Raw genomic sequence first — 20,105 nt, 5'->3', positions numbered from 1 at the left:
GTTCATTCACGAAAAGTCCAACGTGAGTGTAAGGTTTTTGCTGCCCCCGAACAACTTCAAAAAAATGGTCTGGACTCAAAACTTTTGTGGTTGTCGAGCGTCAGGGTGAGCGCAATGGTCAGCCATCCTACGAGCGTCAATTCTATATATGTAGTCAATATCTCGAAGCTCAACAGTTACTTTGTGACATTCAAGGGCATTGGGGCATCGAAAATCGACTGCATTGGGTTCGAGATGTGACCATTCCAAGAAGACTTTCCACCACGTCGTGGTGGCAATGCTCCTGTCAATTGGTCTATTTTACACAACTTTTTCATTACGATCGCCCGCAAACTCGGTTTCCGAACTATTCCTCAAGCACAACGCGCCCTCTCTAATCAACTACACAAAGTTTTTTCTTTCTTTGTATGAAACCACCCTGCCTAACCCCCCTTAAAAAGGGGGGAACCGGAATTAAAGTCCCCCTTAAAAAGGGGGATTTAGGGGGATCTAAAACGTTTTGCTACCAACAAGAGGACTTTTCAAACATCCTCTTATGTCTATTAGTCCACGAAGGTGGACTTCGTTTGTTTAGCCGCGACTTTAGTCGTTGGGTAATAAGTATTGAAATCTGTTCTCTAATCTTCGGCTGTTAAAACTTGCTCAACAGTTAACTTTAATTCTGGAAAGATTTGAGATTGAATTTGCTCGCTACCAAAAAATTCTGCTGGTTCGTATAATTCTTCAATTAATGTGAAAACGGTTAGTTTGTTAGTTAATAAATCGACAATCCAATATTCTGGAATATTTAAAATATTATACTCAACTCGCTTGGCTCGATAATCTACGGTTTTCGTAGACTCGCTCACAACTTCCACCACAAGTAAGGGAGGTGGTTCATTAAGTTCAATTACTGCTTCTCGGTTTCTCAATTCTCGCCACTGCGGTAACGAAAGCACAACTACATCGGGAATTCTCGATGTATCCCATCTGCCAGCGCGGGGAGAACGAACACCAACAACCATTTGTTTAGATGTCCAGTCTAACTTTAATCGGATAATTTCTTCACGAAAGCAAACATTGATAAATTCTGTTACCCCCCCATGTTGCCCACTTCCCAGACTCATGGGAATTAGTTCTCCATCAACCAATTCGTAGCGTGTATCAGTACCATCATCATAAGCTAGATACTCTTCAAAGGTAAGTCGTTTAGTGACTGCTGGAGTTGTAGTCATGGCATTATCACATTTGCCCTTAAACCTAATTTTAATTCGGCTTTACCACCAACACTGAGCAAGGCGACTCTTCCATGACTTGACTGCTAACTGAACCCTGAACAATTCGCTTCATCCCAGTTAACCCACGACTGCCAATAATAATCAAGTCAGCTTGGTAAATATTGGCAAGACGAATAATTTCTTCTGCCGGATCGCCGGTTACTAATTCTAATTCACTCTTGACTGGCAACTGTTCCTGGTAGGATTGCAGTTGTTTTTCGACATGAAAATAAGAAACTGTTGGTGACTCTCCTTGAGGACGATCTGCCGATAGTTCCATTTCCGACTCTGGGGTGGGAAACACATGACAGAGAATTATTTTGCTTTCTTTTAGCAGCACCAATTCCTGTAAAGTCTGAATTTCACGTTCTGCAATTTCTGAACCGTCCAGAGCTACCAAAATAGTATTTAGCACCGCTGTAGTTTCCTCAAGGTAGACATTTTGACATTATTACCTGCTTTACGTGTTGGCGGTTATACCAACACAGTAGCTAAGGACGTGCCTTTGTCGTGGAAGCTACGCCCCGCTTAACAGCATCTTTAAGCTGTACTTCGGAGGTTGCCCTCCGTTGTAACATCTGGCTTGCGACTGTCGTTTAAACTTTTAGTTTGTAGCCACTAGGTAACTTTTGCCAAAAGTTTAAGAAAAAATTAAGAATTTGTAATTATTCGTCTTGTTGAACTCGGCGTCTAACTGAATCAGCATGAGAAGGCAAGCCTTCTGCTGTGGCTAGTAAGTCAATTGCGCCAGCCACTTTTTTCAGGGCGGTTTCGGAGTATTGGATGATACTCGAATGTTTCAAGAAAGTTTCCACACCCAATGCCGAAGCATAATGAGCAGCGCCAGAAGTAGGCAAAGTGTGATTTGGTCCAGCTAAATAGTCTCCCACAGCTTCTGGTGTAAAATGCCCTAAGAAGATTGCCCCTGCATGGCGAATATGTTGAATTAATGCCCAAGGATCTTCGACTTGTAATTCTAAGTGTTCCGGGGCAAACTCATTCGAGAATTGGGCTGCGGCTTCCAGAGATTCGACAACGACGATTAAGCCATAGTGAGCGATCGCTTTTTCTGTGTCTATTCGTCGTGGGTGATCTATTAACTGTCTTTCCACAGCGACTTGCACATTCTTCGCTAAACTTGTATCCGTTGTTAACAATATTGCTGCTGCCATCGGGTCGTGTTCGGCTTGTGCCAACAAATCCGCCGCCACATGTACGGGATTTGCGGTTTCATCGGCAATAATTAGCACTTCACTCGGTCCTGCTAAAGAATCAATGCCCACAGTACCGTATACGAGTTTTTTTGCTAGGGTGACATAAATGTTACCTGGACCTGTAATCACATTTACTTTGGGAATCGTTTCTGTACCGTAGGCTAAAGCGGCGATCGCCTGGGCGCCTCCGACACGATAAATTTCTTGTACCCCAGCTTCTTGGGCAGCTACCAAAACTGCTGGGTTAATCGCTTTTTGCGCTCCCGGTGGCGTTACGATCACCACACGGGGGACATTAGCCACCTTCGCTGGGATAGCATTCATCAGTACCGTACTGGGATAAGCCGCTCGACCACCAGGAACATATAATCCCGCTCGGTCTACAGGAGTGTAGCGCTTACCCAGTACTACATCATCGTCGCCAAAGTGTACCCAGCTTTTCGGTACTCGCTGACGATGAAACGCTTCAATTTGTCGGCATGCGAGCCGAATTGCCTCTAGCAAGTCCTTTGACACCTGTTGGTAAGCTGTATCCAGTTCGGAACCGGAAACGCGCAGTTCTTCAGGCTTAAGGGTTTGGTGGTCAAATTCGGCAGTGTAATGCAATACAGCTTTGTCGCCTTGGCGCTTCACTGCTTGTAACACTTCCCGCACGGTTGCTTCTTTGTGATGCACCTGTTCATTATCGGTGCGATCGCAGATACGTTGCAGTTCTGCTCTGACGTCTGCCTGCTGAGTAATAATTCGCAGCATGGAGTAAGGAGGGTGCCAAAATTAACGAATATTCCCGCCGAGAATCAGTTTTGCCCTTTACCTAATTAGGCGCAAAGCTTAGTCTAATTCTCTTCTCTAGCTTAACCTGGATTTTTTTGATACTCCCAATGCGAAAAGCGCACTTGGGTTGTTAAGAATAGCGACTTATGCTTTCTAACCTCAAACGGTGGAGGTGTTTTGTTTGAACATCCTACCTTTTTTCGAGAATTTAGGTAAGCTTTGAGTATAATTTTTGTCTATTTTCTCTTTTATGAGCTAACATTGTGTAGATACGCGACATATCGTGTCTCTACATTTGGACTACTAAACTTTAACCGTTCATACATCCTTGTCAATAGCCACACATTTTCACTTCTTCGTCGTCCCGCTTGGTAACATGTAGCGAGAAGTCCCTATTTACTGTAGTACCTAATTTTAACTTATTTCTTTAGTTGTCGTCATATCCAAAAAAGGTGATTTAACGTATTTTTTTCTGTTTACCGTAAAAATGAAAATAGAAATGCAAAATTTAGTTATGATATTTTTTGTCCGAGTTATGACATTGGCAAGAAAGATGCTATATTAGTAAGCCTAGTAGTGTGTGTACATAAATAATAGTATTTTTGGGATTGACAGTGGCGAATACAAAGTCTGCTCTGAAACGCGCCAATATCGCAGAACGCAATCGCTTGCGTAACAAAGCTTACAAATCAGCCGTAAAAACGCTGATGAAGAAATACATTTTAGCTGTAGCAACCTATGCAGCTAATCCTAGCTCAGAATTAAAGAAAGAAGTAGATGATCGGATGTCGGAGGCGTACAGCAAAATCGACAAAGCTGTAAAGCGGGGTGTACTTCATCCCAACAACGGAGCGAGGAAAAAGTCAAAATTGGCGAAAAAACTACAAAGCTCTACCGTATCAGCATAACTCTTAACAGTCATGAGTTGACTCGTCATCAGGACTCATGCTTTGAAGAAGGACAAACGACAAACGATGCAGCTGATTGATTCCCATGTTCATCTCAATTTTGACCTTTTTCAACCGGATTTAGCGGCAGTGCGATCGCGATGGCAAGAAGCAGGTGTAGTACGTCTAGTACATTCGTGCGTCGATCCATCAGAGTTTTCCAGCATTCAAGCGATCGCTCACCAGTTCCCCGAAATCAGCTTTGCTGTAGGTTTACATCCTTTAGATGCTGATAAATGGAATAGCCAAACAGAAAAGGAAATATTATCTTTGGCTAGCTCTGATGCCAAAGTGGTAGCAATCGGAGAAATAGGGCTGGATTTTTATAAAGCAGATAACTACGATCAACAACTGATGGTGTTTGAAGCTCAACTAGCGATCGCTTCGTTACTTAACTTACCAGTGATTATCCACTGCCGGAATGCTGCATCAGAACTAAGAGAAATATTGCAAAAATGGAGGAATCTTAAAGGAGACAGTATCCGAGGCGTCATGCACTGCTGGGGTGGAAAACCGCAAGAAGTTCAATGGTTTCTCGACTTGGGCTTTTATATGAGCTTTAGTGGCACCGTCACCTTCAAAAACGCCATAGACATTCAACAATCAGCTGTTTTGGTGAAGTCAGATCGCCTGTTAATTGAGACGGACTGTCCTTTCCTAGCGCCGGTTCCGAAACGAGGCGAAAAGCGCAATGAGCCAGCTTACGTCCGTTATGTAGCAGAAGCTATAGCTCGGTTGCGTGGGGAAACTTTAGAAGCGATCGCTACTCAAACTACTGAGAATGCCTGTAAACTATTTGGGTTGGTACTCTAGACCAAGTGAGCCGGATACATCACAATAAATGAAGCCACAAGACACGGAAACGCCACATGCACGCTTGGCGGCGGCAGATTAATGTTCATTACTCTTCCCCCCCAAAACGCTCCGAAGCGGAAAATACCCAACGCAGTGGCTCACCTAAATCGCCAAAAAATAAAAATAGAGGAGCGCAAAAATATGCTAATATTATTGCCTCCAAAATATCTTTTTTGCGCCATAATGGTTAAGGAAGGAACTAAAAATTAGCGGAAGTGAAGTTTCACGCTTCATCAAAGATTGTACAGACGCGATGTTCCTCGCGTCTCTCCATCCTCCTCTCTCTACATGCGGATGCGAAAAATACATGACCGTCCGGCAAAAACAACTACCTTAAAGCTAAAATTTTGTCCAACAAAGCAGTTTTGTATTTAACCTATAAAAATTGTTAGCCGTTAATTGACTTGTGATTAATACCCAACAAGATAAAGCCATACTGATTAGATCTGATAAAAGCGGAGCGTTGCTTCAGTCTTTAAACATCACCCTGAGTTGAAAAAGGCTGTGCGCGTATAAAACACATAGCAGTGTACAGCGCATTCGTGCGCTAATTGACCCAGTTTAATGGAACTGGAAGTGAGGATGTGCAAATAAAAATCAACAACATATGTTTCATCTGCAATTCCAATCTTGGCGATAGGGGCACGATTTTTGCCGTAATTGACTTTAACCATTGGCGCTAGCCACAGGGGTAGTCAAAATCACTACGGCACTTATACCGTACTGCCTCACCGCATTGCCTCTGTTAAAGCTTTAATTGCCGGCATTTGTAGCTAGTCAAGTCATATAAAAATAAGTTTCCAATACGGACATCGGCGCTTCGATGATAACCTTCTTGTCTGTAAAAACGCAAGCGCGAACGCTGCGGAGTGTAGTGTACGAGCGATAATTCACAATTGATAAAGGTAGAGGCATGACTAAAGAAACATATATGGAACCCGCCTTTTTATTACCCGACTTAATTGAAATCCAGCGTTCAAGCTTTCGCTGGTTTCTAGAAGAAGGGTTAATAGAAGAACTGAACTCCTTTAGCCCAATTACAGACTACACCGGCAAATTAGAACTGCACTTTTTGGGTAACAACTACAGACTGAAGCAGCCTAAATATAGTGTAGAAGAAGCTAAACGGCGGGATAGTAGTTATGCGGTGCAAATGTATGTGCCGACAAGGTTAATTAACAAAGAAACTGGCGAAATTAAGGAGCAAGAGGTCTTCATCGGCGATTTGCCCCTGATGACCGATCGCGGAACTTTCATTATCAACGGCGCCGAACGGGTAATTGTCAATCAAATCGTCCGCTCTCCTGGGGTATACTACAAGTCGGAAATCGACAAAAACGGACGCCGCACTTACTCAGCTAGTTTAATCCCCAATCGGGGGGCGTGGCTGAAGTTTGAAACCGACCGTAATGACTTGGTTTGGGTACGCATTGACAAAACTCGCAAATTGTCGGCGCAGGTGCTGTTGAAGGCGCTCTCGTTGTCGGATAATGAAATATTTGATGCGTTGCGTCACCCGGAATATTTCCAGAAAACTATTGAAAAAGAAGGGCAGTTTTCCGAAGAAGACGCCTTGATGGAGTTGTATCGCAAGCTGCGTCCGGGTGAACCACCCACGGTGTTGGGCGGACAGCAGTTGCTGGATTCGCGCTTTTTTGATGCCAAGCGTTACGACTTGGGTCGGGTGGGACGCTACAAACTTAATAAAAAGTTACGTTTGCAAGTTCCGGATACCACTCGTGTGTTGACGAGTGTGGATATTCTCGCGGCGGTGGATTATTTAATCAATCTGGAATTTGATATTGGTAACACCGACGACATCGACCACTTGGGAAATCGCCGAGTCAGAAGTGTGGGCGAGTTGCTGCAAAACCAAGTGCGGGTGGGTTTAAATCGGTTGGAGCGGATTATTCGCGAACGGATGACGGTGAGTGATGCGGAGGTTTTGACACCAGCATCTTTGGTGAACCCGAAACCGTTGGTGGCGGCAATTAAGGAATTCTTTGGTTCTTCCCAGTTGTCGCAGTTTATGGATCAAACCAATCCTTTGGCGGAACTGACCCACAAACGGCGTTTGTCGGCACTTGGTCCTGGGGGGTTAACTAGGGAGCGTGCTGGTTTTGCGGTGCGAGATATTCACCCATCCCACTACGGACGGATTTGCCCAATTGAGACACCAGAAGGTCCCAATGCCGGTTTGATTGGTTCTTTGGCGACTCATGCGCGGGTGAATCAATATGGATTCTTAGAAACGCCATTTCGTCCGGTAGAAAACGGCAAGGTGCGGTTTGATGTGCAGCCTGTATATATGACGGCTGACGAAGAAGACGATTTGCGGACGGCGACGGGGGACATCCCGGTGGATGAAAATGGTTACATTATTGGTCCTTCGGTGCCGGTGCGTTATCGCCAAGATTGGGCAACGACGACACCTGAGCAAGTTGACTATGTAGCAGTTTCGCCAGTGCAGATTGTGTCGGTTGCCACATCCATGATTCCCTTTTTGGAGCATGACGACGCCAACCGAGCGCTGATGGGGTCGAACATGCAACGGCAAGCGGTGCCGTTGTTGAAACCAGAGCGTCCTTTGGTGGGGACTGGTTTGGAGGCACAAGCGGCTCGTGACTCTGGGATGGTGGTTGTGTCCCGCACTGATGGGGATGTGGTGTATGTGGATGCGACGGAAATTCGCGTCCGTACCAAAGGCACCCAAAACGAACTTAAATATAAGGTTTCTAAGTATCAACGTTCTAACCAAGACACTTGTTTGAACCAAAAGCCGTTGGTGCGGATGGGGGAGAAGGTGTTAGCTGGTCAAGTTTTGGCGGATGGTTCTTCTACTGAGGGGGGGGAATTGGCGCTGGGGCAGAATATTGTGGTTGCTTATATGCCTTGGGAGGGCTACAACTACGAGGATGCGATTTTGATATCCGAGCGGTTGGTGCAGGAGGATGTTTATACCTCGGTTCACATTGAGAAATATGAAATTGAGGCAAGACAGACGAAGCTAGGACCAGAGGAAATCACCAGAGAAATACCCAACGTGGGGGAAGATGCCCTGCGATCGCTCGATGAGCAAGGAATTATCCGCATTGGAGCCTGGGTAGATGCGGGGGATATATTAGTGGGGAAAGTGACGCCCAAGGGTGAATCTGACCAACCACCGGAAGAAAAGTTGCTGCGGGCAATTTTTGGAGAGAAGGCGCGGGATGTGCGGGATAATTCCTTGCGGGTGCCCAATGGTGAGAAGGGTCGCGTGGTTGACGTGCGGCTGTTTACGCGGGAACAGGGCGACGAATTGCCACCAGGGGCGAATATGGTGGTGCGGGTGTATGTGGCACAGAAGCGAAAAATTCAAGTCGGCGACAAGATGGCGGGGCGGCACGGGAATAAGGGAATTATTTCCCGCATCCTCCCATTGGAGGATATGCCTTATCTGCCCGATGGGTCTTGTGTAGATATTGTGTTGAATCCCTTGGGTGTGCCGAGCCGGATGAATGTGGGGCAGGTGTTTGAGTGTTTGTTAGGCTGGGCTGGTCACACCTTGGGGGTACGGTTTAAGATTACACCCTTTGATGAGATGTATGGTCCGGAGGAATCGCGGCGGATTGTGCATGGGAAGTTGCAAGAAGCGCGAGATGAGACGGGTAAGGACTGGGTGTATAACCCAGATAATCCCGGCAAGATTATGGTATATGACGGTCGGACTGGTGAACCATTTGATCGGGCGGTGACGATTGGTGTGGCTTATATGTTGAAACTGGTGCATTTGGTGGATGATAAAATTCACGCCCGTTCCACCGGTCCATACTCGTTGGTGACACAGCAGCCCTTGGGTGGTAAAGCACAACAAGGTGGTCAGCGGTTTGGAGAAATGGAAGTATGGGCACTGGAGGCATTTGGTGCTGCTTATACATTGCAAGAATTGCTGACCGTGAAATCCGACGATATGCAAGGCAGAAACGAGGCATTGAATGCGATCGTTAAAGGCAAGTCAATTCCGCGACCGGGTACTCCTGAATCGTTTAAGGTATTGATGCGAGAATTGCAATCATTGGGATTAGACATAGCGGTGCATAAAGTGGAAACCCAAGCAGATGGTAGTTCATTGGATGTAGAAGTTGATTTGATGGCAGACCAAGGAAACCGTCGCACTCCCCCGCGTCCGACTTACGAATCTCTATCGCGGGATTCGATGGAAGAGGAGGAATAAATAGTTGATGGTGGATAGTGGATAGTTGTTGGTGGTTGGTGGTTGGTTGTTGGTTATTCTACTATCAACTATCAACTTTTCCCCTATCAACTTTTCCCCTATCAACTATCAACTTTTCCCCCAACAACCAACCACTATCAACTAACAAATATCAACCAACAACCATCATTTTATAGATGAGAAACGCACAAACTAATCAGTTTGACTATGTAAAAATCGGCTTGGCTTCCCCGGAACGAATTCGGACTTGGGGAGAGCGGACTCTGCCCAATGGTCAGGTGGTGGGTGAAGTCACGAAGCCGGAGACGATTAATTATCGGACCTTGAAGCCGGAGATGGATGGGCTTTTTTGTGAGCGCATCTTTGGACCGGCGAAGGATTGGGAATGCCATTGTGGTAAATATAAGCGAGTGCGCCATCGCGGTATTGTTTGCGAACGCTGTGGGGTGGAGGTGACGGAATCGCGAGTGCGGCGGCACCGCATGGGTTTCATCAAACTGGCAGCACCGGTGGCACATGTTTGGTATCTCAAGGGTATCCCCAGTTACATTTCGATTTTGCTGGATATGCCTTTGCGGGATGTGGAGCAGATTGTTTATTTCAACTCTTATGTTGTTCTCAGCAAGGGTAACGCCGAAACATTGACTTATAAACAGTTGCTGAGTGAAGACCAGTGGCTGGAAATTGAAGACCAAATTTATGCCGAAGATTCCCAACTTCAAGGTGTGGAGGTGGGAATTGGGGCAGAAGCGCTGTTGCGGTTGCTGGCTGATATCAACTTGGAACAAGAAGCGGAAAATTTGCGGGAAGAAATTGGCACCGCTAAGGGACAAAAACGAGCGAAGCTGATTAAGCGGTTGCGGGTGATTGACAACTTTATTGCCACTGGTTCATTGCCTCAGTGGATGGTAATGGCAGTAATTCCGGTGATTCCGCCAGATTTGCGCCCAATGGTGCAGTTGGATGGGGGACGGTTTGCCACCAGCGATTTGAATGATTTGTATCGTCGGGTGATTAACCGCAACAACCGTTTGGCAAGGTTGCAAGAGATTTTAGCACCAGAGATTATTGTCCGCAACGAGAAGCGGATGCTGCAAGAAGCAGTGGATGCTTTGATTGACAATGGGCGTCGGGGACGGACAGTGGTGGGGGCAAATAACCGACCCCTGAAGTCCCTCTCGGACATTATTGAAGGTAAGCAGGGACGGTTTCGGCAGAATTTGTTGGGTAAGCGGGTTGATTATTCCGGTCGGAGTGTCATTGTCGTCGGACCAAAGTTGCAAATCCATCAATGTGGGTTGCCCAGAGAAATGGCAATTGAGCTATTTCAGCCCTTTGTGATTAATCGCTTGATTCGCAGTGGCATGGTGAATAACATCAAAGCCGCCAAAAAGTTGATTTCTCGCAACGACCCCAGTGTATGGGACGTGTTAGAAGAAGTGATTGAAGGGCATCCGGTGATGTTAAATCGGGCACCGACACTGCACCGCTTAGGCATTCAAGCATTTGAGCCGATTTTGGTAGACGGTAGAGCAATTCAGTTGCATCCATTGGTGTGTCCGGCATTTAACGCCGACTTCGACGGCGACCAAATGGCAGTACATGTGCCGTTGTCGTTGGAATCGCAAGCAGAAGCGCGGTTGTTGATGCTTGCCTCTAACAATATATTGTCGCCGGCAACTGGTAAGCCAATTATTACACCCAGCCAAGACATGGTATTGGGGGCGTATTATTTGACAGCGGAAAACCCCGATGCGACAAAGGGAGCAGGAAAATACTTTGCTTCCTTGGATGACGCGATTATGGCTTATGAGCAGAAGCAAATTGACCTGCACGCCTATGTATTTGTGCGATTTGATGGTGAAGTAGAAACCGATGTGCCGGATACCGAACCTGTGAAAGTAGAAGAAAACACTGATGGCAGTAAGACGTTGCTGTATAAATTCCGTCGTGTCAGACAAGACAAGGAAGGGAATTTGATTTCTCAATATCTACGCACAACTGCCGGTCGCGTTATTTATAACAAAGCGATCCAAGAAGCGCTGGCAAGTTAGAGGAGTTGTTAGTGGTTAGTGGTTAGTGGATAGTTGTTAGTGGTTAGTGGTTGGTGGTCAACTTTTCCCCTATCAACTTTTCCCTTATCAACTTTTCCCCTATCAACTATCAACCAACAATTATCAACCAACAACTATCAACCAACAACTAACTAATGACAGAAAAACTAATTTTTCGCAATCGCATTGTTGACAAGGGTCAACTGAGAAATTTAATTTCTTGGGCGTTCACCAATTGTGGCACGGCGCGGACGGCGGTGATGGCGGATAAGTTAAAAGATTTAGGCTTTCGCTATGCCACCAAAGCCGGGGTTTCCATTAGTGTAGATGACTTGATGGTGCCGCCTAGCAAGCGATCGCTCCTCGAAGCCGCAGAAGAAGAAATTCGCTCCACTGAAGAACGCTATCAACGGGGTGAAATTACGGAAGTTGAGCGTTTCCAAAAAGTAATTGATACTTGGAATAGTACATCAGAAGCGCTCAAAGATGAAGTGGTGAAGCACTTTAAGAGTACTAACCCGCTCAACTCAGTATATATGATGGCGTTTTCTGGTGCGCGGGGTAACATCTCCCAGGTGCGCCAATTGGTGGGGATGCGCGGATTGATGGCAGATCCCCAAGGGGAAATTATCGACTTGCCCATCAAAACCAACTTCCGCGAAGGATTGACTGTTACTGAATATATTATTTCTTCTTATGGCGCCCGCAAGGGGTTGGTAGATACCGCGCTACGTACTGCCGACTCTGGATATTTAACCAGACGTTTGGTGGATGTATCCCAAGATGTAATTATCCGCGAATTTGACTGCGGCACATCGCGGGGACTCACTCTAGGGTCAATGACAGAAGGTGGCAAAGTTCTGATTCCCATCGGCACCCGCTTGATGGGACGGGTAGTGGGGGAAGATGTAATTCATCCCACCACTAAAAAAGTTATTGCCCCCCGCAACACCCCAATTAGTAACGAATTAGCTCAGGAAATTCAAAAAAGCGGTGTGCAATCGGTGGTAGTGCGATCGCCTTTAACTTGTGAAGCAGCACGTTCGGTTTGCCAACACTGTTATGGCTGGAGTTTAGCACACGCCAAGATGGTAGATTTGGGTGAAGCAGTAGGTATTATTGCCGCTCAAAGTATCGGCGAACCCGGTACCCAGCTAACAATGCGGACTTTCCACACTGGTGGTGTATTCACCGGGGAAGTGGCAAAACAAGTCCGTGCCGAAAAAGATGGTATCATTCGTCTGCCCCGCAAGCTGAAAACCAGAGCATATCGCACTCGACACGGGGAAGATTCGCTGTTTGTGGAGGCAAACGGTGTCATAACCCTAGAAGGTGCCGATAAGGGAAAAAGTTCTTCACTAATTGAAATTGCCGTGACTCAAGGTTCCACACTATATATAGTGGATGGACAGCAAGTCAAGCAAGGTCAGTTGCTGGCAGAGGTAGCATTAGGTGGCAGGACAACTCGTGCAAATACCGAGAAAGCCGTCAAAGATGTCGCCTCAGATTTGGCAGGAGAAGTGCAGTTTGCCGAAGTGGTACCAGAACAAAAAACAGACCGTCAGGGCAACACAACCACCACAGCAGCCCGTGGTGGTTTGATTTGGATTTTGTCTGGGGAAGTATATAACTTGCCACCAGGAGCCGAATTGGTGGTGAATAATGGTGATGCCATTGAAACAAACGGCGTCTTGGCAGAAACCAAGTTAACTACCTTACATGGTGGTATAGTCCGCTTACCCGAAGCCCAAGTGGGTAAGAGTACTAGGGAAATTGAGATTATCACCGCTAGTGTGGTTTTAGACCAAGCAACCGTGACGGTGCAAAGTTCCCAAGGTCGCAATAATTACCTGATTTCCACTACTCACAACCAAGTCTTTAACTTGCGGGCAACTCCAGGCACAAAGGTGCAGAATGGTCAAGTGGTAGCCGAGTTAATTGACGATCGCTATCGCACCAACACAGGTGGCTTGCTGAAATACGCCGGTGTGGAAGTCCAGAAAAAAGGCAAAGCAAAGCTGGGTTATGAGGTAGTCCAGGGAGGCACATTATTGTGGATTCCCGAAGAAACCCATGAAGTAAATAAAGATATATCCCTGCTGATGGTGGAAGACGGTCAGTATGTGGAGGCTGGCACCGAAGTTGTTAAAGATATATTCTGTCAAAACAACGGCGTCGTTGAAGTCACCCAGAAAAACGACATCTTGAGAGAAGTCGTCATTAAGCCCGGAGAACTCCTAATGGTGGACGACCCAGAAACCGTCATCGGGCTAGATAATACCTTTGTTCAACCCGGTAATGAATTATTGGGGCAAGTCGTCAGCGAATTGCGCTACATCCAATATATAGAATCCCCAGAAGGTCCAGCCCTGTTGAGTCGTCCGGTGGATGAGTTCGCCGTGCCGAATACTCCAGATGTACCCTCAACAACATCAGTTAGTCAACAAACCGGACGCAGTATTGAGTTGCGTGCCGTGCAACGACTGCCTTATAAAGATTCTGAACGGGTTAAGTCGGTGGAAGGTGTCGAGTTGCTGCGGACGCAACTAGTCTTGGAAATTGAGACTGAAGGTGATGCCGACCACAACGCTTCCCCATTAGCAGCAGATATTGAGTTGTTGAGTGATGGTGAAGGTTCGGAAACTTCTCGTTTGCAATTGGTGATTTTGGAATCCTTGATCGTGCGTCGCGACATTACCGCCGATGCAACTCAAGGTAGCACAACTACCAGTTTAGAAGTAGAAGCATTGCAAACCATCGCTCCTGGTGCTGTAGTTGCCCGTACCCAAATTCTCTGTAAAGAGGGGGGTATTGTTCGGGGAGTGCAGAAAGGAAGCGAAACAGTCCGTCGCTGTTTGGTGTTGCGTCACACGGACGTGGTGACGGTGAACACTGCCACTGCGCCGAAGGTGAAAAAGGGCGACTTGTTGGTAGAGGGTTCAGAAATTGCCCCAGGTGTATTTGCTCCCTTGTCTGGGCAAGTCCTGGATGTGAAGAAGGGAGTGGGGGATGAGGCAGATAAGGGAGCAAACCTCCTCTCTTCCCCTGCCTCCCCTGCCTCCCCTGCCTCCCCTGCCTCCCCTGCCTCCTCCCTTGCCCCTTCCCCCTCTTACACTCTGTCCATTCGCATTGGTCGTCCTTATCGAGTCTCACCGGGTGCGGTATTACAAATAGAAGATGGGGATTTAGTGCAACGGGGTGATAATTTGGTGTTGTTGGTGTTTGAACGCGCCAAGACTGGAGACATTATTCAAGGTTTGCCAAGAATTGAGGAACTGCTAGAAGCGCGTAAGCCAAAAGAAGCTTGTATTTTGGCAAAACGAGCAGGGGAAGTAAAGGTGGTATATGGTGATGGTGATGAAGCGATCGCCGCTAAAGTCGTTGAACCAAATGGTGTTGTCACTGATTACCCCTTAGGACCTGGACAAAATTTGGTGCTGACAGATGGAGCGATGGTGGCAGCAGGGGAGCCGTTAAGTGATGGTCCTGCCAATCCGCACGAAATTTTGGAGGTATTCTTTAGTCTTGGTTCTGAGGACGGGATATATGCTTGTGCTTCTCTTGCCTTGCAGAAGGTACAGACTTTCTTGGTGAATGAAGTGCAGATGGTGTATCAATCTCAAGGTATTGATATTGCCGACAAGCACATTGAAGTGATTGTGCGCCAGATGACCGCCAAGGTGCGCGTAGATGATGGTGGTGACACAACCATGTTACCCGGAGAGTTGGTAGAACTGCGGCAAATTGAGCAGGTGAATGAAGCGATGTCAATCACCGGTGGTGCCAGGGCGCAATATACCCCAGTATTATTGGGGATTACCAAAGCATCATTAAATACCGACAGCTTCATCTCCGCTGCATCATTCCAAGAAACAACGCGGGTCTTGACAGAAGCGGCAATTGAAGGTAAGTCTGACTGGTTGCGCGGTTTGAAAGAAAACGTGATTATCGGTCGATTGATTCCTGCCGGTACTGGGTATAACGCCTATGAAGAGACGGGTATAGTTGAAGACTATGGAAGCGTAGAGAACACTAGTGTCTTGGATGAAGCCGATGACCCAATGGATATGGTGTTAGACGATCGCACAGCTCGCGCTTACAATTTGGATTCTCCTGGTCTTGCAGAATCCGGATTTGGCGCCAGACGTAAAGAGCCACCGTCAATCTTAGATGATGAGGATGAGTTGATGATTGCTGATGAAGTCAACGACCTTGTTGAGGAAGATGATTTCGAGGAAGACGAGGAAGACGAAGAAGAGGACGATTTCGACGAGGAAATCTAAAAGAAAGTTGGGCTAATGGGCATGGGGAATGGGGCAATGGGCAATGGGCAATGGGCATTGACAATTAAAGAAATTCAATAAAGCAAGTGCAAGCCCTAAATACGATTCTTTCCATGCCCCATGCCCTATGCCCCATGCCCCATGCCCATTGCCCCATTCCCCATGCCCAAAAACTTAATTTAATTGGGGGTGGAGTTTTTTATTTCTATTTGTGTTGGTTGATAATCGTTTCCTTGTTTGTTAGCACAAAAGCCGATATCTCTAACTTGATTAGGTTCAATTATCCTTCCCCAATCTAAAGGAGTCGCAGTAAACTCGAAATCTCGTTGTTTGAAATTAGCGTTCCAAGAATTATTGATGGCAGCTTGTTTCATCTGAAATTTCAACTGCCAATTATCAACCTTGCTACTACTAGAATTCTTAATTTTGAAGCTGACACAAAATCCCGTTTCCCAATTTGAGTAAATATCACTATGAGCTTTCAATTGGACGGATGGAGGTCGAGACGCGATCAGACGAGGTAGAGACGCGAAATTTCGCGTCTCTACATCAAGCAATTGGGATAGTAATTGCTGTTTTGGTATATCAACACTTTGCCAATCGTCTTTCAGGATACCGCCGGTATCAGCACTATTTGGATTCCAACTCCAGTAAGCAAAGCTCAACTTTTTCTCACGGATGTATTTTACAAACTTGGTTTGCCAAATTCCTTCAGGGGAAATTGTATCTGAAAGCCGACCACCAAATTCGCCAATTAGTATTGGGGCAATATTCTGCCTAGAAATATAGTAAAATCCTGTTTGCCAGCGTTCGCGTAATCGCCTGCCAAGGGTATCGCTCAAATTTTTGGGAAAGTTCTTTTGAGAAAAATAGGGCTGGTTATACACCCCAGGACCGTACTCGTGCGCTGAATAAACTAGCTTGTCACGACGAGATAACCTTACTGGGTAGTCTTTGACGCCTTCTAGGTTGCCTCCGTGCCAATAATTCTTGAGCTTTTGACCAGGAACATTATTTTCTACCCCTTGGACTACAATCAGCCAGTTGGGGTTAACATTGAGAATAGCATTGCCTACACGTTCTGCGGCAAGTCGCCAGTCAGTGAGTATTTTGTTAGTACCCCAGCTAGCTTTGCCGTGAGGTTCATTTTTTAGGTCTGCACCGATGACGTTAGCTTGATTTTTATATCTAATTGCTAACTTGATCCACGTATTAATCCAATCAGCTTCGCTAAAGCCATCCCCATACCACAATTCGGGAATACGTTCATCATTGAGGCGGTGGCTGTCAAGTAGAATTAATAATCCCTGGCGATCGCACTCTTGAATAATTAAGTCCATTACCTCCAAAGGCGTTTTGGCTTCGAGTTCTTTATTGCTGCCAATGTTAAAATCAATCCCACTTACATTACTACTTCGCAATGCTTGCACAGAATAAGGTAAGCGAATGAAGTTGTAACCGAGCTGTTTAATCTGCGCCAGCATTTCTTTATAATCTCGCTTCCACAACCCATGAGGAGCGTGTGTGTTTGTTTCTATACCAAACCAATTGACACCTTTAAGTAAAACCCTTTTACCTTTGGCATCAACGATTTTACCACCACGAGTGGAAAGTGGTAGTTGTATTGTTTTAGCACCGATGCCTTCTCCTGTCGGAGACGCTGCTAAAACGGCACGCGAGGACGCGATACCTGCGGCACGCGAGGACGCGATACCTGCGGCACGGGAGGACGCGATACCTTCGGCACGGGAGGACGCGATACCTTCGGCACGGGAGGACGCGATCGCCATATTTGACTCAATAGATAAGGGCAATTTTGTCAAAATCCCCCCCAGGAAAATTATTAAAGTTATTAAAAATATAAGTAATTGCTTGTAAAGCCTCAATTTACCGCGTTTATGAAAACGGGTGTAGCGCTTATACATATTTTTACATGAATAGGACTTACGCACTTTACTTTGAGACACTTACGTGCATCAGGGCACTAAACTCAGTCTTCTTGATTAAATTGACCACAATAGTGGCAATTTTTTCCATCTCTATTCTAAAACTGCATAATTTGATCGTGCTTACACCCATTCTAAATACAGAACGAAAGCTCATTCATAGTTAACTTCTGAGCAATGCAAATCAAGTAAGGGTTTATTCATACGATCAAATTTATGTCAATGCGTAAGCACAAGATGGTAGCACCAACGCTCAAACCTCCACCAGCGTTTATTCATACGATCAAATTTATGTCAATAGACATCTGGTAGAAAAGACGTAAAGACGTTCCGTCGGAACGTCTCTACAAGGATTTCGGGCAACGCATAATTAATTTTTACTCCTATGTCAATGCGTAAGTCCTAATGAATAAATAGCTAAAGAGTAATTTTTTGCTCACAAAAAAAAGACAGAATATTTTCGTAAGTAGTAATACTTTTGTAACATCAGGTCTTGATTTTTGGTACCTTTTAGTTGACAATCAAAAATGCTAACTAACTTAGCATTTTTGATACACAAGTTTCTTGTGCTGAGAAAATCAGGTGCATCTATATTAAATATCTAAATTATACCAGCGGCAATTAGCCTGGTTGGATTTTACGCATTGTCTTTTTTTTGACAACCGACTCATCTTTTAAATATGACTCTATCTGCACTGCAAAAATTTTTCCTCCCGTCGCTTGTCTCTGCTGTCACTGTTTTTTCAGCCATGTCATTTCCCCTTGCAACATTAGGTGACAAGCAAACAGCCATCAAATTTCAAGAAGAAGCTATTTTCGATGGCAAAATTCGAGATATTGCTGCCCCCTACGTAGTATTAGCAACAGCAATCAGCGTCGGAGTCGGTATTTTCACGATGGCAGTCTGTGGGTGGCAGTATTCTGCTCGAAAGTCAGCGAAATTTCAGCAGGAATTGTCTGGCTTAGAAAAGCGCTTAGAACAAAAGGAAGCACAACTTCAAGAATTTAAAGTGTCTGAGTCTCGATTACAAGTTTCTGGACTCACCACTTTTTTGGATGATGAAGTGCCTTTTGAGCAAACAGTAAATTCAAACTTATTGAGCGCAACCGTAATTAAACCTGTTGTAGCCCAAACTACAGCGTCATACCAACAGCCGATAAATACTGTGCCAAGAATTGCAACCACTAGAACTGTGACTGCGGCTTCTGGCTTTGCTTCTGCTCAAACTTTCCTGGGTTACACTCAAACAAACACAAACAGCACCGAAGAAATTCCTACCCCTGTTGTTGTAGATAAAAGCACACCAACAGCATCGGATTTTGAGATGTTGCAAAAACAACTTAGAGAAATGATGTTGCAGATGCAGGAAATGCAGAGCAGTCTGGGAATCATGTCTCAACAAACAAATGCCGAGGTAAAAACCTCAGATAAATTTAGAGTTTCTTATGATGCACCAGACACTGAAGAGGTAAAGTTTTTGTAAATAATGAAGCAAGCCACCTTGGGAGCAACTTGCTTCTTAATTGTATGTTTTTTGAGAATTATCCATATTTCGCACCCCCCACTGTCACAATCTGTTTTTTCGGACTTTTCCTCTTCAGGGCTGTATTTTAGACAAAATGGCAGGGGGATTATCCAGCGATCGCATTGCTCCCAAATTTTGAAATGTCCAAAATTCGTTGTGTAATAGTTTAGGATGCGGAATGTGGTTAATTAAGCTCTACTTTTCAACGTAGAAACTCTGAAGGTGATAGGGGAGCATTGGTCTGTCTAAATTTGACTGGTGGAAGTACAGTAGCTCCAGAAGTTAGCGGTTCTGGTTGAATTTGATATCGATTTCCCCAGCCACCATTAACGTCTTCCGCTTGCGGACGAGGTGGTATTGTTTTTCCCCCAGGCAAAGATACAGATAAAATTTGACTCGTTTGCACATATTTTTCACCTTCGTTAGTAAAGCGAAGCAACTTACCTTCGATCTTTCGAGGTTCTGGATCTCTTTGTTCCACCTTTGGCTTTTGTGACCTTTGCCACTGACTTGCAGGATCGAAAGTAGCAATAAACGTGACATCACTATCTGGGATCAGTTTCATTGACGCTTGATTTGCTTGCCAGACTTCCTGAAAATTTCCATTGGGTGCGACTTGCCAGAGATTCAGTTCTGCTTGCCATTTAGATTGCTTTACTTCAACAGTTTTGCGATCGAGAATTGAACGGTTAATATTTGCTTCAGTATTCAACGATCCTCCACCAAGTTCTTCTGGTGAATGCAAATAGCGAATTGCCGCTACTGTAATTCGACTAGACTCTGGTAAATTTGTGTTTCCAACTACGGTGTATACGCCATTACTTTCTGTAGGTTGTAGATTTTTGATTTCTAGCTGCACTTCGTCTTGTGCTTTTTGAATACAGCCAGAAGTGACAACTAATAGCATCAACGAGGTAGCCGTGAGAGAGATAGAAGCAGACAAATTTTTAATTTTTTGGGAATTTGCTGGCAAATGAAGACTGAGCATAGAAAAATCGGGTATTTGGTTGAAAGAAAAATAGATAATCTAGGTTTTT

At 45.4% G+C, this 20,105-nt stretch carries 12 protein-coding genes; 6 read left to right on the top strand and 6 right to left on the bottom strand.

From position 1 onward, the window contains the following. Positions 1–176: 176 nt before the first annotated feature. From TOL9009_RS47110 to hisD, 4 genes are all read right to left on the bottom strand, one after another. On the bottom strand, positions 177–317 hold the full coding sequence (locus TOL9009_RS47110; RefSeq protein ID WP_186227525.1) for a hypothetical protein: 141 nt from the start codon (positions 315–317) through the stop codon (positions 177–179). A gap of 300 nt (positions 318–617) precedes the next feature. Beyond that, on the bottom strand, positions 618–1,214 hold the full coding sequence (locus TOL9009_RS0109930) for a Uma2 family endonuclease (RefSeq protein ID WP_029632668.1): 597 nt from the start codon (positions 1,212–1,214) through the stop codon (positions 618–620). 31 nt (positions 1,215–1,245) lie between these two features. Continuing rightward, positions 1,246–1,671 (bottom strand): universal stress protein, encoded by a 426-nt coding sequence (locus TOL9009_RS0109925; RefSeq protein ID WP_029632667.1) that lies wholly within the window; start codon positions 1,669–1,671, stop codon positions 1,246–1,248. A 250-nt stretch (positions 1,672–1,921) separates the two neighbouring features. After that, the gene (gene hisD / locus TOL9009_RS0109920) at positions 1,922–3,223 is read right to left on the bottom strand and encodes a histidinol dehydrogenase (protein ID WP_029632666.1); all 1,302 of its coding nucleotides are present in this window, start codon (positions 3,221–3,223) and stop codon (positions 1,922–1,924) included. A 635-nt stretch (positions 3,224–3,858) separates the two neighbouring features. Here hisD and rpsT point away from each other — a divergent pair. The 5 genes from rpsT (at position 3,859) to TOL9009_RS0109885 (ending at position 15,596) form a co-directional block, all read left to right on the top strand. Continuing rightward, the gene (gene rpsT / locus TOL9009_RS0109915; protein ID WP_029632665.1) at positions 3,859–4,152 is read left to right on the top strand and encodes a 30S ribosomal protein S20; all 294 of its coding nucleotides are present in this window, start codon (positions 3,859–3,861) and stop codon (positions 4,150–4,152) included. A 66-nt stretch (positions 4,153–4,218) separates the two neighbouring features. Next, on the top strand, positions 4,219–5,004 hold the full coding sequence (locus tag TOL9009_RS0109910; RefSeq protein ID WP_029632664.1) for a TatD family hydrolase: 786 nt from the start codon (positions 4,219–4,221) through the stop codon (positions 5,002–5,004). Positions 5,005–5,959: 955 nt separating this feature from the next. Continuing rightward, on the top strand, positions 5,960–9,259 hold the full coding sequence (gene rpoB / locus TOL9009_RS0109895; protein WP_029632662.1) for a DNA-directed RNA polymerase subunit beta: 3,300 nt from the start codon (positions 5,960–5,962) through the stop codon (positions 9,257–9,259). A 176-nt stretch (positions 9,260–9,435) separates the two neighbouring features. Continuing rightward, positions 9,436–11,313 carry a DNA-directed RNA polymerase subunit gamma gene (locus TOL9009_RS0109890; RefSeq protein WP_029632661.1) on the top strand — a complete coding sequence of 626 codons (1,878 nt, stop codon included), beginning with the start codon at positions 9,436–9,438 and terminating at the stop codon, positions 11,311–11,313. Positions 11,314–11,468: 155 nt separating this feature from the next. Continuing rightward, positions 11,469–15,596, top strand: coding sequence for a DNA-directed RNA polymerase subunit beta'' (locus tag TOL9009_RS0109885; RefSeq protein WP_029632660.1), 4,128 nt, complete (start codon positions 11,469–11,471; stop codon positions 15,594–15,596). A 179-nt stretch (positions 15,597–15,775) separates the two neighbouring features. Here the strand turns inward: TOL9009_RS0109885 and TOL9009_RS38745 are convergent, their stop codons facing one another. Next, positions 15,776–17,419, bottom strand: a complete 1,644-nt coding sequence (locus TOL9009_RS38745) for a cellulase family glycosylhydrolase (RefSeq protein ID WP_242055589.1) — start codon at positions 17,417–17,419, stop codon at positions 15,776–15,778. 872 nt (positions 17,420–18,291) lie between these two features. Here TOL9009_RS38745 and TOL9009_RS0109875 point away from each other — a divergent pair. After that, complete coding sequence (locus TOL9009_RS0109875; protein ID WP_242055591.1) at positions 18,292–19,026, top strand: hypothetical protein; 735 nt, start codon at positions 18,292–18,294, stop codon at positions 19,024–19,026. 244 nt (positions 19,027–19,270) lie between these two features. On the opposite strand, the gene TOL9009_RS0109870 is transcribed toward TOL9009_RS0109875, so the two are convergent. After that, the gene (locus tag TOL9009_RS0109870; protein WP_029632658.1) at positions 19,271–20,056 is read right to left on the bottom strand and encodes a hypothetical protein; all 786 of its coding nucleotides are present in this window, start codon (positions 20,054–20,056) and stop codon (positions 19,271–19,273) included. Between the last annotated feature and the right edge of the window lie 49 nt (positions 20,057–20,105).

The sequence above is a fragment of the [Scytonema hofmanni] UTEX 2349 genome, assembly GCF_000582685.1.
GTDB lineage: Bacteria > Cyanobacteriota > Cyanobacteriia > Cyanobacteriales > Nostocaceae > Hassallia > Hassallia hofmanni.
This window is presented reverse-complemented; position numbering and strand designations above follow the sequence as displayed.